Here is a 12,135-nt window from a genome sequence, read left to right on the forward strand (position 1 = left end):
TACGGTGGTAGCCATTGTTCACAGCCATCCTGACGCGACGACACAGGCCAGCGAGCTGGATAAGGCTCAGTGTGATGCAACGCTGCTGCCCTGGCATATTGTGAGCTGGCCGGAGGGGGATTTACGCACTATTCAGCCGCGCGGGGAACTGCCGCTGCTGGAGCGCCCGTTCGTGCTTGGCCACTTCGATTGCTGGGGGCTGGTAATGAGCTATTTCCGGCATACCCACGGCATCGAGCTCCATGATTACCGCGTCGATTATCCCTGGTGGGAGAACAACTATCCGGACAACTTCTATCAGGACTGCTGGTACGAGTGCGGATTCAGGGAGTTTGACGGCCCTCCTCAGGAAGGTGACCTCGTCATCATGCAGGTGCAGGCGGATAAGTGGAACCATGCCGGAATATTGCTGGAGGGTAACATGCTGCTGCACCATCTTTACGGGCATCTGAGCCAGCGTGTTCCTTATGGCGGATACTGGCAGGAGCGCACAATGAAAATCGTTCGCTATAAAGATGTAAGGGGTAATGAAGCATGCAGGAAGTCATGAGCCGTATTGAGCTTGGCGGCGTGCTCGGCAAAACGTTCGGTAAAGTTCACCACCGCCTTATTTCCCGTGTGAGCGAAGCGGGTGTTGCACTCGCGAAGACCATTCCGGGATTTGAGCAGTTTATGATTTCCAGCCAGCGTCGCGGGCTCACTTACTCGGTATTTAAAGGCAAAAAAAACATCGGTGAAGATGACCTTGGATTCCCGGTTACAGGCGATGTTATCCGCATTGTTCCGGTAGTCATTGGCAGTAAAAAAGCAGGTGTACTGCAAACTATCCTGGGTGCTGTACTGGTTGTTGTTGGTGTGGCGATCGGTTATTTCTCTGGCGGTACGTTATCCGCTGCTGGATATGCTGCCGCTAAATTTGGTGCCGCGATGATGATTGGTGGGGTGGTGCAAATGCTTTCCCCTCAACCAGCGGGTCTGGCCAGCAAACAAAGCTCTGATAACCGCGCATCCTACGCGTTTGGCGGGGTTACAAACACCGCTGCGCAGGGCTATCCGGTACCACTCCTTTATGGTCGTCGGCGAATCGGCGGCGCGATTATTTCTGCCGGGATATATGTCGAAGATCAGCAATAAATAAACCTCCTTTCAGGCCACCTCAGGGTGGTTTTTTTATGGGCGTAATATGGCTAATTCTACTCCGATTAGAGGCCGCAAGGGCGGCAGTTCCAGTTCCCGCACCCCTACCGAACAGCCAGACGATCTCCAGTCCGTAGCTAAGGCCAAGATTCTTGTTGCGCTGGGAGAGGGGGAATTTGCGGGGCAGTTAACGGCTAAAGATATCTATCTTGACGGAACGCCACTGGAGAACGCAGACGGATCGCAAAACTTCAGCGGCGTGGCGTGGGAGTTCCGCCCGGGGACTCAGGCTCAAAAGTATATTCAGGGCATCCCCGGTACCGAGAATGAAATCAGCGTAGGTACCGAAGTTTCAAGCGCTACGGCCTGGACGCATACCTTTACCAACACCCAGCTATCAGCCATTCGTCTGCGCCTCAAATGGCCATCACTGTTTAAACAGGAGGACGACGGCGACTTGGTCGGCTTTTCGATTAATTACGCTATCGATCTGCAGACAGATGGAGGTACTTGGCAGACCGTGCTTAATACCAGCGTCACTGGGAAAACCACATCAGGCTACGAACGCAGCCACCGTATCGACTTACCGCAGGCGGGAAGCACCTGGACGGTACGCCTTCGCAAGCTCACCGCGGATGCGAACAGTGCGAAAATTGGCGATACGATGACGCTGCAGAGCTATACGGAGGTAATCGATGCCAAACTGCGCTATCCAAACACCGCGCTGCTGTACATTGAATTCGATTCAAGCCAGTTTAACGGCTCCATCCCGCAAATTTCCTGTGAACCGCGCGGGCGCGTTATCCGCGTACCGGATACTTACGATCCGGAAACCCGGGCCTATAGCGGTACCTGGACGGGGGCGTTTAAGTGGGCATGGACGGACAATCCGGCGTGGATTTTTTACGATCTGGTGGTGAGCGACCGTTTTGGACTTGGCGACCGCCTGACGGCGGCAAATATTGATAAATGGACGCTTTACCAGGTCGCACAATATTGCGATCAGCAGGTTCCGGATGGTAAAGGCGGTAGCGGCACCGAGCCTCGCTATACCTGTAACGTGTACGTGCAGGAGAGAAATGACGCCTATACCGTGTTACGTGATTTTGCGGCGATATTCCGTGGCATGACCTACTGGGGCGGCGATCAAATCGTTGCGCTGGCAGATATGCCACGCGATGTAGATTACAGCTACACCCGCGCTAACGTGGTTGACGGCCGCTTTACCTATTCTGGCAGCACCACTAAAAACCGCTATACCACCGCGCTGGTTTCCTGGTCAGATCCGGGTAATGCCTACGCAGATGCGATGGAGCCGGTTTTTGAACAGGAGCTCGTCGCTCGTTTTGGCACAAACCAGCTCGAAATGACAGCCATTGGCTGTACCCGGCAGTCTGAGGCAAACCGTAAGGGGCGCTGGGGGATTCAGACCAATAACAAGGATCGCATCGTATCGTTTGATGTTGGTCTGGACGGCAACATTCCACAGCCTGGTTATATTATCGCGGTTGCCGATGAGCTGTTATCCGGAAAGGTTATGGGAGGGCGTATCAGCGCGGTTAATGGTCGCGTTATCACGCTTGATCGTGATTCTGCTGCCGTTGCCGGAAGCCGTCTTATGGTTAACCTGCCGTCTGGCGCATCGCAGAGCAGGACGATACAGAGCGTAAACGGTCGGGCTGTCACCGTGACCACGGCATACAGCGAAACACCGGCAGTCGAATCGGTATGGATTGTCGAATCCGACGAGCTTTATGCACAGCAATATCGTGTTATCAGCGTCTCTGATAATAACGACGGCTCGTTTTCTATTACTGGTGCTTTTCACGATCCGGATAAGTATGCCCGTATCGATACCGGCGCCATCGTCGACCAGCGGCCAATAAGTGTAATTCCGCCCGGTAATCAGTCCCCGCCAGCCAACATCACGATCAGTTCGTTTTCGGTGGTTCAGCAGAATATCAGCGTTGAGACCATGCGCGTTAGCTGGGATCAGGCGCAGAACGCTATCGCCTATGAAGCGCAATGGCGCCGCAATAACGGGAACTGGGTTAACGTGCCGCGCAGCTCCACCACGTCATTTGACGTCCCGGGAATTTATGCCGGGCGCTACCTGGTACGTGTCCGCGCAATCAACGCCGCTGAAATTTCATCCGGATGGGGGTATTCAGAAGAGAAAACGCTGACGGGTAAAGTGGGCAATCCACCGAAGCCGGTTGGCTTCATCGCTTCTGAAAACGTGGTTTTCGGTATCGAGCTGAACTGGGGATTCCCGGCGAATACCGACGATACGCTGAAGACCGAAATTCAGTACAGCCTGACCGGTACTGAAAACGATGCCATGCTGCTGGCCGATGTGCCTTACCCGCAGCGGAAATATCAGCAAATGGGCCTTAAAGCAGGGCAGATTTTCTGGTACCGCGCGCAGCTGGTGGACCGAACCGGCAACGAATCAGGTTTCACAGAATGGGTGCGAGGTCAGGCCAGCATCGATGTATCTGATATCACCGATGCAATCCTGGAGGACATGAAAGGATCCGACACGTTCAAGGACCTGATCGAGAATGCGGTGGACAGCAACGAAAAAGTTTCAGGCATGGCGGATGACATCAAAAAGCATGCCGACGAACTCGAGCAGCAGGCGAAAGACATCCAGGAGAACGCTGACGGGCTGGCGCAGGCCGAAGTGAAGATCGACGAGATTTCTGTGTCTATGGACGGCATGACGGGCGGGGTAAAGAACTCGGCAATTGCGATTATTCAGAATGGGCTGGCGCAGGTGGTAAGCCGTCGCTCGCAGACCGCTACGAACGCCGGGAACAGCGCCAGTATAGACAGAGTGGATACTACGATTGCCGATGCCAGCCAGGCGGTCGCGCGCGCGCTGGTCACGCTGGATGCAGAAGCTGGTGGCAATATCTCTAACTCTACGGACCTGACAGAAACTCTTGCTGATTTCACACAGGCATCGGCGACAAAAATTAACACCCTGACTGTTAAATCTGGCGAAAACAGTGCCGCGATAAACGTCAACGCACAGGCTATCGCAGATGTAAACGGTAACCTCAGTGCCATGTACAACATCAAGGTAGGCGTAACCAGTAACGGGCAGTATTACGCTGCCGGGATGGGGATTGGGGTTCAGAATACACCCTCCGGCATGCAGTCACAGGTAATCTTCCTGGCCGACCGCTTTGCTGTTACCACTGCTGCCGGAAACAGCGTGGCGTTACCATTTGTGATCCAGAATGGTCAGACGTTCATCAGGGCCAGCTTCATTCAGGACGGTACCATTGATAACGCCAAAATCGGTAACTATATCCAGTCGAATAACTATGTGGCTGGCTCTGTAGGCTGGAAGCTTGATAAAGGGGGAACGTTTGAAATTAACGGTGTGGGCGGCGGCGGTAGGATGTTGATATCCAGCACGCTCATTCAAATCTACGACAGCAACAACGTGCTGCGTGTCAGAATGGGGTTATGGTAATGCCACAGGGGTTGCAATGCTGGGACGGAGCAGGGCGTATTGCCGTTGATTTAAGTGATTATGCTATCCGCTATATTGGAAGCACAACAGTAACATTTGCTGCCGGGGAAACGGCAAAAGACTTTTCATATCCTGGCATTACCCAGGACGGTACATTTATATCTATTGTCACGGCTGGCGTTACTGCAAATGAATATTACTGCCGCGCTTTTAATGGCGGCTTCACTGCATTCTATTTACCGACCACTGGTAGTCCTGCATTCACTTTCACTGTTGAGGTTTATAATTTTCAATGAGCGGATTCGAAGTTTACAACAGTGCCGGCAAGTTACTCGTCGATTCGCAAAACAGGTCCACCATTTTTTATGATCAGCGTTCTCTGGGGGCTGTGACTGAAAAAGGGTTTTACCGTGTAGACAGCCCGTTTGGTGACGGAAGCACGCTGGGATTGACCCAGCAACAATTCTGGAATGACGGGAATTTGCGCTGGCTTCAGCTGGATGCAAATAAGTATGGTTTACCCGGCGCCGATCTTCTTGAAGATAATGCAGGGAGGATGATACGCACGACGAGAAATATTGGAATGCAGAGCGGTTACCTGGATGTATTCGATGCTGGTGGAAACCTTATCTGGAGCGCAGCATCAGCATCAAAAATGCCCAGGGTAGTTGGTTTTTTTGATGTGCCAGCGAGTTATGATCTGCAGAACAATACCTTTGCGATAAACCTCGGCTTTAACCCGTGGATTCTCGTTAACAACTGTCCGGGAAACCTTAGTGATGATGGCGGGGCGACTGGTTACTCAGGGATCGCTTTAAAATGGACTGGCTCGCAGTTGCAGGGCAGGTATATATCCAAAAATCAGCGCAACTGGAGCCAGATACTTCAGGGGAGAGGGTTACGAATTCCCATCGCTCAGTTTGTTGGAATTTGATACTGGCGGAACGCGTGGGTATTGAGTAGCGATCATGTCTTGCTTCACACCCTTTGCAGGTTCGAAGCGGTATACGACATCAAGCGTATCCGTTTTCTTATAACAGATATTGCTTAGCCTCTTATTTATATGTCGGCTGAAAATGCCATTGCTGCTGTCTGAAATTACGTTAACTTCTCTCGTGGCACAGTCAATATTCACGTGAATATCTCCCCCCAGAGATAAGCGTGCAGCATCCCCCGGGTAATCCATTTTGAAGGCATAGTCTCTGTCTTTATCGGCACAACCAGCCACGAGCAAAAGTGCCACGGCAAATAATCGTTTCATTTCTACATTCCTGTATCTGCGGGAATATCCATTTTATTTGAGTTTAAAAAATAGTCAGATTGATAAGAGCGATCAATTTTACATTATTGATCGCTTTAAACGATCGTTATTATCGTGAGGTAGTTCATGCTTTATAACACTGGCACTATTGCTATCAACGGAAATACCGCAACCGGCACTGGCACAAACTGGACGGCACCCGCCAGCCAGGTTCGCGCTGGCCAGACGATTATCGTGATGTCTAGCCCGGTGCAGCTGTTCCAGATTTCATCCGTGAACAGCGCCACGTCAATTACGGTAACCCCTGCCGCTTCCCCGGCACTTAGCGGCCAGAAGTATGGAATTCTTGTGTCGGACATTACCTCGGTTGATTGACTGGCACAGGCTATGTCTCAGCTCATCAAAGAATATGACGAGAACATTGGCGCGTGGGAGACGTTCGCCACCACCTCAGCCAATCAGAGCATCACCGTAACCATCAACGGCACCTCCGTAATCATCCCTGGCATCGGTAAATTGGCACAGAAAGGGAGCAACGGTGCGCTTGCTGTCACAGACGGCGGAACCGGCGCAACGAATGCCGCAGAAGCTCGCACAAACCTCGGTTTAGGATACGGCACCAAAGCGGGCACTGTAGCCCAGGGAAATGATGAAAGGCTGAACACCGTCAATGGTAAATCAGGGGGAAATGTTACCGGCAGTTTGATGGTAACTCAGGGTAGCAGCATTGGCGTATCTACTCAGGAAGGTGGTGATAAGACTGTTAAGCTATACAACATCACAGGGGATGGGACTGTAGGAAGTTATGTAAACGCTGTGGGAGGGGCCTGGTATAATTGGAATTGGTCTCTTGGCGGTGTTCGTGGGAGCGGGACTAATTTAGACAGAGCGCAGTTAAATGTTAATAGCGGAGCTGGTACGGCGGGTTCATTTTTATTTTACCCAGATGAGAGATTCAAATCATCTTCGTGTGGAGCTGATGGGGCTGGTTATGGTGGCTCATGGTCAGACATTAACACATGGCAAAGAAATATCTCTTTTTTTAGGGGTAACGTATCCGTTAATAATGATGCTGGGTTTATTCCTTTTGCCCGTTGGCATAGTCAATGCAGTGGTGGATATTCTTCAACAGTAGGGCTTGGTTCTATAGCTACCGGACCTAGTTCGTGGGCGAACGTGGCGATAACAACACTCGGGGATGGTGGTTCTGCCGGACAGCGTATATTTCAATTCACGACAGCAAACGGTGATATATATGCCAACGCTGGTGGAAATCTTTCTGGTAACTATATTTTCCAGAAGCAGCCTAACTGTGACATTACGCTGAAGCACGATATTAAATATGATGATGGTTATCAGTCATACGAGAATATAAGGAAATTCCTGCCAGCAACTTACGTCTACAATGATGACCCTCGTGAGAGAGTTCGCCGGGGCGTAATTGCTCAGGATGTAATGAAAATTGACAGTGAGTATGTAAAGCTGGTCCCTGCAGCACCGAAATTTGATGATGAAGGCAACAGGATTGATGCTGATGATACGTTGGCACTGGATAACAACGTTATCATGCTTGATACCGTGCTGGCACTGAACTACGTCATTAAACAGCTAGAGACAACACAGAAAGAGATCCTGGAGCTTAAGCAAAAAATAGCGGAATCATGAAGCCTAGTTTTCAGCCGCAGCCCGTGCCAGCATTCAACGGGCTTTGTCCCCCTCAGATCTGCTTACATAGCGCCATTATGGAAAAATTTACAAAAGCCATAATTCGAAGCTGCATAGAAACTTAGAAACGAAACGGCGAAGCTTTAAGCAGTGACGGTACGGCCTGCATCTTGCGAACACTTACAAATAAAACTACTGTATATAAAAACAGTATTTGAGGTATGTGTCATGGAATTCATCAGGCCAACAGAACTGAGAGAAATTATTGCTCTCCCGCTTTTCAGTGACTTAGTGCAGTGTGGTTTCCCGAGCCCCGCGGCTGATTACGTTGAACAGCGCATCGACCTCAATGAGTTACTTGTTGCTCACCCGAGCTCAACATACTTCGTCAAAGCAGCGGGTGATTCAATGATAGAAGCCGGGATCAGCGACGGTGATTTGCTGGTAGTGGACAGTTCGCGCACGGCTGAGCACGGTGACATTGTCATTGCCGCGGTGGAAGGGGAATTTACTGTTAAACGCCTGCAGCTACGTCCAACTGTCCAACTCATCCCAATGAATAGCGCCTACAGTCCGATTGTTGTAGGCAGCGAAGATACGCTGGACGTTTTCGGCGTTGTTACTTTCATCGTGAAATCGGCGAGCTGAACATGTTTGCGCTCTGTGATGTGAATTCGTTCTACGCATCATGCGAGACTGTATTCAGGCCGGACCTGAGAGGGCGGCCGGTTGTCGTTCTCTCAAATAACGATGGCTGCGTGATCGCGCGCAGCGCAGAGGCAAAAGCCGCAGGGATAGCAATGGGCGAGCCTTTCTTCAAGCAAAAGGAGCTTTTCCGGCGCGCTGGCGTTGTTTGCTTCAGCAGCAATTACGAGCTTTACGCTGATATGTCGAACCGGGTAATGACGACGCTGGAAGAAATGAGCCCCCGCGTCGAAATTTACAGTATCGATGAAGCTTTTTGTGACCTGACGGGCGTTAGGAACTGCAGGGATTTGACTGACTTTGGCAAAGAGATCCGCGCTACGGTTCTGAAGCGTACGCACCTTACCGTTGGCGTTGGCATTGCTCAGACAAAAACACTCGCTAAACTCGCTAATCACGCCGCAAAGAAATGGCAGCGACAGACGGGCGGGGTAGTTGACCTGTCAAATGTCGATCGGCAGCGTCGGCTGTTGGCGATCGTGCCTGTAGAGGATGTTTGGGGCGTTGGTCGCAGAATCAGTAAAAAGCTTAATGCCATGGGCATCAAAACAGCTCTGGACCTCTCTGAGCAGAGTACGTGGATTATTCGAAAGCACTTCAATGTCGTCCTGGAGCGAACGGTTCGGGAGCTGCGCGGCGAACCATGTCTTGATCTGGAGGAGTTTGCGCCGGCAAAGCAGGAAATCGTCTGCAGTCGTTCTTTCGGCGAACGCGTCGCAGAATATGAGCAGATGCGTCAGGCCATTTGCAGCTATGCGGCCCGTGGCGCTGAAAAACTACGTGGCGAGCACCAGTATTGCCGTTTTATATCTGCATTCGTGAAAACCTCTCCCTTTGCGCTTAATGAGCCGTATTACGGTAACAGCGCGTCAGTGAAGCTTCTTACCCCCACTCAGGATTCCCGCGACATCATCAACGCCGCGGTAAGGTGCCTGGACAAAATCTGGAAAGACGGACACCGGTACCAGAAAGCCGGAGTAATGCTGGGTGACTTCTTCAGCCAGGGCGTAGCCCAGCTAAACTTGTTCGACGAAAACGCACCGCGGGCAGGTAGCGAAAGGTTGATGGAAGTGCTTGATCACCTGAATGCTAAAGATGGAAAAGGCACGCTCTACTTTGCCGGGCAGGGCATACAGCAGCAGTGGCAGATGAAGCGGCAGTTGCTTTCACCCCGATATACTACTCGCATATCAGATTTATTAATTGTGAAGTAAAAAGGCTGCTTTACGCAGCCTTTTTACTTAATTAAGCAGCTTTTTTCTCGCTGCATTTGCAATGAGGGATAACAAAAACTTTCGCCTTTTTAGGGCGGATGATTTTACCATCCTTCATTACATAGGGTGTGAAGGTTACTTCACACGAATTCCCACATTTTGGACAATAGCCAGTTTTCATGTGAGATCTCCTATGTAAATGTACAGCCTGTAAATCTAAACAGATTGCACCTTGTTAGGAGAACCACTATACTCTTAGCCGTCAAGCATTTTGTGTAGCGGTAGATTTCTCCATACACACCGAGTTATGCGTCAACATAGCTCGACCCCTAAGAAGCCCTGCGTCAACAGGGCTTTTTTCAATAAAATTCAAAGCAAAGCTGTGCTGTTTGATAGCCCAATTTATCCAGCATCGTTTCTGCAAAAAGATCCGCCTGCCATTCAGAATCTTCATTTTGTTCCGGCATGGCATTCGCAAAGTGTAGGGCTGGCTTATGTTGTAGCAGCAAGTGCCCGAGCTCATGGAATATAACAAATAATGCTGATCGTTCACCGCCACATGCCATTTCATAGATATGGTTTGGAACCCTGATAGTCAGTTTGTCAGGTTCACAGTGTCCAATCGTTAGACCCAGCGTTTCCTGAAACCATTCGTCATCATCCATTGGATCGAGGACAATATTCCATTGAGATAATGTTTCCAGCGCTACGTCAAATCTGCGCGGTCTACGCCGGTATTTATACTTACTAGTAAATCCGAGTGCAAAGCAAGCATTTACAGCTATCGCTTTAATTTCCATTTCACTCAGAGGACGAACACGTGTACCGCGCATTAAATGCATAACAGTTTCCTAAGCAGTTATTTTTTGTTGATTTCTGCAAGTAATTCTGCAAATTTTTTTAATTCTTCATGGGTGAATTCCGATTTTGCAAAACCAGCAACAAGCATTTGTTGTTGCTTTGGTAAACCTTCAATAGGTACCGATTCATTCGCGATAGAAGCTAAAACATCGAGATCATCAATATAATAACCTTGCGCTGCAAAAAGTTCATTGATTGCCGTTACCCATTTCTCTGGTATTTTTTTAGTCCCTGTTTCGAGCCCGCTTAGAAAAGCAGGTGTTGTTCCTAAAGCCTTTGCCATTGTAAGCAAAGTATAACCAGTATCGATCCGAGCTTTCCTTACGGCCTTTCCGAAATCAGTAAGAGCCATAGTCATATCCTCAGTGCTTTCATTGTGGCTTACGCCAGATGTTCTAAATATACTCTAACCATAAAAAAAGTAAACCCATCAAGAAAAATAAATTAACCAAAAAGGTTAACTTGTTGTTTCTATAAGATTTTTACCTTGATTTTTGACGTTTCCAACCGCGCGTGTAACAGCGTGCCAGGTAAACTTTTCGGCAGGCACTGCGCCGTCAGCTGCAATCTCTTCAGCTTTTTTCCCGCCTATATCCTGCCGCATCCACTCACGCGCTGCTTCTGGTGACAGAACCAGTGGTCGGCGGTCGTGAATATCAACTAGACCTTTGTCAGCTGCAGACGTCACTATCAAAAAGCCCTCTGAATGATCGCCGCGCTCAAACGGAGTGCTGCCTATCGCCGCCATGAATATGGGCTGGCCGTCGGCGCGGTGAATGAAGTAGGGTTGTTTCCTGTCGCCTTCCTTCTTCCATTCGAACCAGCCGTCAGCAAAGCAGATCGCCCGGCCATGCTGCCATAGTGGTTTAAACATTCTGCTGGTGGCCGCTGTCTCGACGCGCGCATTGATCAGGGGTGGTTTATCCCACCACCCGGGCGCGTAAGACCACAGGACAGGATCGAGGTGCAGCTGCTCGTCGCGTTCGCTCAGCAGGAGAACTTTTGTGCCTGGTGCCACGTTGTACCGGCCAATTGGCTCCGGGTCATAGGCAATGTCACGATCGGCTTCGTCGGCCAGGTATGCCAGATAGTCTTCACGGGTTTGGGCTTGTGCAAAACGTCCACACATAGAAACCTCCAGCCAGATGTCAGACTGAAAGTATAGGGCAGGGAGAAAAAACAGGTGCGCACCGAAACATTATGATTTTGAAACAGGGGCATGATGATGGAAGCCAGCGATGCGGTAAAGCGGCGTGTTGCTAAACTGGAAGGATCTACGCAAAATTTCGAAAATAGTGTAAAGAGGAAATCTAACCCGGTAATGGGGCCGGGTTTGCTGTGATGCATTAGGTAAATTCATTCATTTGTAAGCCACATATCAGACTCTTCAAACATTTCCTCCAGCATACGGTTCAACTTTTCACGGTCGCTTTTGCTGGCATCACTATTCAATCCGTTAGCCTGCATAGGTTTAACCTTCACTTCAGCATCAGGGAATATGTGATGAACTCGCCTCGTCAGCTCAGCCAGAATAATTTCTCTGGCTCCATCCAAGCCCTGGACATTTCGTTTATCGTAAACCAACTCAACAAACATAACAGTCTCCTTAATCTGTTTGAGAGGAGGTTATATTTTTACTGTAAAAATATACAGTGTCAAGGCGAGTAAAACGATTTAAAGGATGGGATTTTTTCGTCCGATTGAACAGAAAGTACGGGCAATTATTCCCCAGTTTTTCCCCGATGTTTCCCCGTATAAAAATACCAATAAAAAAACCAGCCATAAGTGGCTGGTTTTCAATATGT

At 49.8% G+C, this 12,135-nt stretch carries 13 protein-coding genes and 1 pseudogene; 9 read left to right on the forward strand and 5 right to left on the reverse strand.

Going from position 1 to position 12,135, the window contains the following annotated elements; genetic code table 11:
- The 5 genes from M8370_RS21960 to M8370_RS21980 form a co-directional block, all read left to right on the forward strand.
- Window positions 1-550, forward strand: a 550-nt coding sequence (locus tag M8370_RS21960) for an NlpC/P60 family protein (RefSeq protein WP_250021731.1), incomplete at its 5' end; no start/stop codon positions are given.
- Window positions 535-1,134, forward strand: a complete 600-nt coding sequence (locus M8370_RS21965) for a tail assembly protein (RefSeq protein ID WP_139507301.1) — start codon at window positions 535-537, stop codon at window positions 1,132-1,134. The genes M8370_RS21960 and M8370_RS21965, both read left to right, overlap by 16 nt.
- A 49-nt stretch (window positions 1,135-1,183) precedes the next feature.
- Window positions 1,184-4,624: a TipJ family phage tail tip protein gene (locus M8370_RS21970; RefSeq protein WP_139507302.1), complete on the forward strand. Its 3,441-nt coding sequence runs from the start codon at window positions 1,184-1,186 to the stop codon at window positions 4,622-4,624.
- Window positions 4,618-4,920: a hypothetical protein gene (locus tag M8370_RS21975; protein ID WP_063448478.1), complete on the forward strand. Its 303-nt coding sequence runs from the start codon at window positions 4,618-4,620 to the stop codon at window positions 4,918-4,920. The genes M8370_RS21970 and M8370_RS21975 overlap by 7 nt, the downstream gene beginning before the upstream one ends.
- The gene (locus tag M8370_RS21980) at window positions 4,917-5,558 is read left to right on the forward strand and encodes a DUF8377 family phage-derived protein (protein WP_139507303.1); all 642 of its coding nucleotides are present in this window, start codon (window positions 4,917-4,919) and stop codon (window positions 5,556-5,558) included. The genes M8370_RS21975 and M8370_RS21980 overlap by 4 nt, the downstream gene beginning before the upstream one ends.
- Here M8370_RS21980 and M8370_RS21985 read toward each other — a convergent pair.
- Entirely contained in the window at window positions 5,523-5,885 is a 363-nt protein-coding gene (locus M8370_RS21985) for a hypothetical protein (protein WP_139507304.1), read from the reverse strand. The genes M8370_RS21980 and M8370_RS21985 overlap by 36 nt on opposite strands.
- Before the next feature lie 126 nt (window positions 5,886-6,011).
- Between M8370_RS21985 and M8370_RS21990 the strand changes: the two are divergent.
- The 4 genes and pseudogenes from M8370_RS21990 to M8370_RS22005 form a co-directional block, all read left to right on the forward strand.
- Window positions 6,012-6,506, forward strand: a pseudogene (locus M8370_RS21990) (tail fiber protein); the annotation flags it as partial.
- A gap of 84 nt (window positions 6,507-6,590) precedes the next feature.
- Window positions 6,591-7,550: a tail fiber domain-containing protein gene (locus M8370_RS21995; protein WP_250021732.1), complete on the forward strand. Its 960-nt coding sequence runs from the start codon at window positions 6,591-6,593 to the stop codon at window positions 7,548-7,550.
- Between the two features lie 228 nt (window positions 7,551-7,778).
- Window positions 7,779-8,198 carry a translesion error-prone DNA polymerase V autoproteolytic subunit gene (locus tag M8370_RS22000; protein WP_025910812.1) on the forward strand — a complete coding sequence of 140 codons (420 nt, stop codon included), beginning with the start codon at window positions 7,779-7,781 and terminating at the stop codon, window positions 8,196-8,198.
- A 2-nt stretch (window positions 8,199-8,200) separates the two neighbouring features.
- Window positions 8,201-9,469: a Y-family DNA polymerase gene (locus tag M8370_RS22005; RefSeq protein ID WP_175190530.1), complete on the forward strand. Its 1,269-nt coding sequence runs from the start codon at window positions 8,201-8,203 to the stop codon at window positions 9,467-9,469.
- Window positions 9,470-9,828: 359 nt separating this feature from the next.
- On the opposite strand, the gene M8370_RS22010 is transcribed toward M8370_RS22005, so the two are convergent.
- From M8370_RS22010 to M8370_RS22025, 4 genes are all read right to left on the reverse strand, one after another.
- On the reverse strand, window positions 9,829-10,311 hold the full coding sequence (locus tag M8370_RS22010; protein ID WP_063157296.1) for an ImmA/IrrE family metallo-endopeptidase: 483 nt from the start codon (window positions 10,309-10,311) through the stop codon (window positions 9,829-9,831).
- Between the two features lie 17 nt (window positions 10,312-10,328).
- On the reverse strand, window positions 10,329-10,682 hold the full coding sequence (locus M8370_RS22015; RefSeq protein WP_040242227.1) for a helix-turn-helix domain-containing protein: 354 nt from the start codon (window positions 10,680-10,682) through the stop codon (window positions 10,329-10,331).
- A 105-nt stretch (window positions 10,683-10,787) separates the two neighbouring features.
- Complete coding sequence (locus tag M8370_RS22020) at window positions 10,788-11,459, reverse strand: SOS response-associated peptidase (protein WP_139507331.1); 672 nt, start codon at window positions 11,457-11,459, stop codon at window positions 10,788-10,790.
- A 227-nt stretch (window positions 11,460-11,686) separates the two neighbouring features.
- Window positions 11,687-11,926: a DinI family protein gene (locus M8370_RS22025; RefSeq protein WP_139507332.1), complete on the reverse strand. Its 240-nt coding sequence runs from the start codon at window positions 11,924-11,926 to the stop codon at window positions 11,687-11,689.
- Between the last annotated feature and the right edge of the window lie 209 nt (window positions 11,927-12,135).

The organism is Enterobacter cloacae complex sp. OE43NF (assembly GCF_023544405.1).
GTDB lineage: Bacteria > Pseudomonadota > Gammaproteobacteria > Enterobacterales > Enterobacteriaceae > Enterobacter > Enterobacter cloacae.

Excerpts from the sequence above, each read along its gene's own strand:
- M8370_RS21980 (WP_139507303.1), top strand. The coding sequence starts at position 4,917 with ATGAGCGGATTCGAAGTTTACAACAGTGCCGGCAAGTTACTCGTCGAT.
- M8370_RS21970 (WP_139507302.1), top strand. The coding sequence starts at position 1,184 with ATGGCTAATTCTACTCCGATTAGAGGCCGCAAGGGCGGCAGTTCCAGT.
- M8370_RS22020 (WP_139507331.1), bottom strand. The coding sequence starts at position 11,459 with ATGTGTGGACGTTTTGCACAAGCCCAAACCCGTGAAGACTATCTGGCA.
- M8370_RS22005 (WP_175190530.1), top strand. The coding sequence starts at position 8,201 with ATGTTTGCGCTCTGTGATGTGAATTCGTTCTACGCATCATGCGAGACT.
- M8370_RS21965 (WP_139507301.1), top strand. The coding sequence starts at position 535 with ATGCAGGAAGTCATGAGCCGTATTGAGCTTGGCGGCGTGCTCGGCAAA.
- M8370_RS21985 (WP_139507304.1), bottom strand. The coding sequence starts at position 5,885 with ATGAAACGATTATTTGCCGTGGCACTTTTGCTCGTGGCTGGTTGTGCC.
- M8370_RS22010 (WP_063157296.1), bottom strand. The coding sequence starts at position 10,311 with ATGCATTTAATGCGCGGTACACGTGTTCGTCCTCTGAGTGAAATGGAA.
- M8370_RS21975 (WP_063448478.1), top strand. The coding sequence starts at position 4,618 with ATGGTAATGCCACAGGGGTTGCAATGCTGGGACGGAGCAGGGCGTATT.
- M8370_RS21995 (WP_250021732.1), top strand. The coding sequence starts at position 6,591 with ATGGTAACTCAGGGTAGCAGCATTGGCGTATCTACTCAGGAAGGTGGT.
- M8370_RS22000 (WP_025910812.1), top strand. The coding sequence starts at position 7,779 with ATGGAATTCATCAGGCCAACAGAACTGAGAGAAATTATTGCTCTCCCG.
- M8370_RS22025 (WP_139507332.1), bottom strand. The coding sequence starts at position 11,926 with ATGTTTGTTGAGTTGGTTTACGATAAACGAAATGTCCAGGGCTTGGAT.
- M8370_RS22015 (WP_040242227.1), bottom strand. The coding sequence starts at position 10,682 with ATGGCTCTTACTGATTTCGGAAAGGCCGTAAGGAAAGCTCGGATCGAT.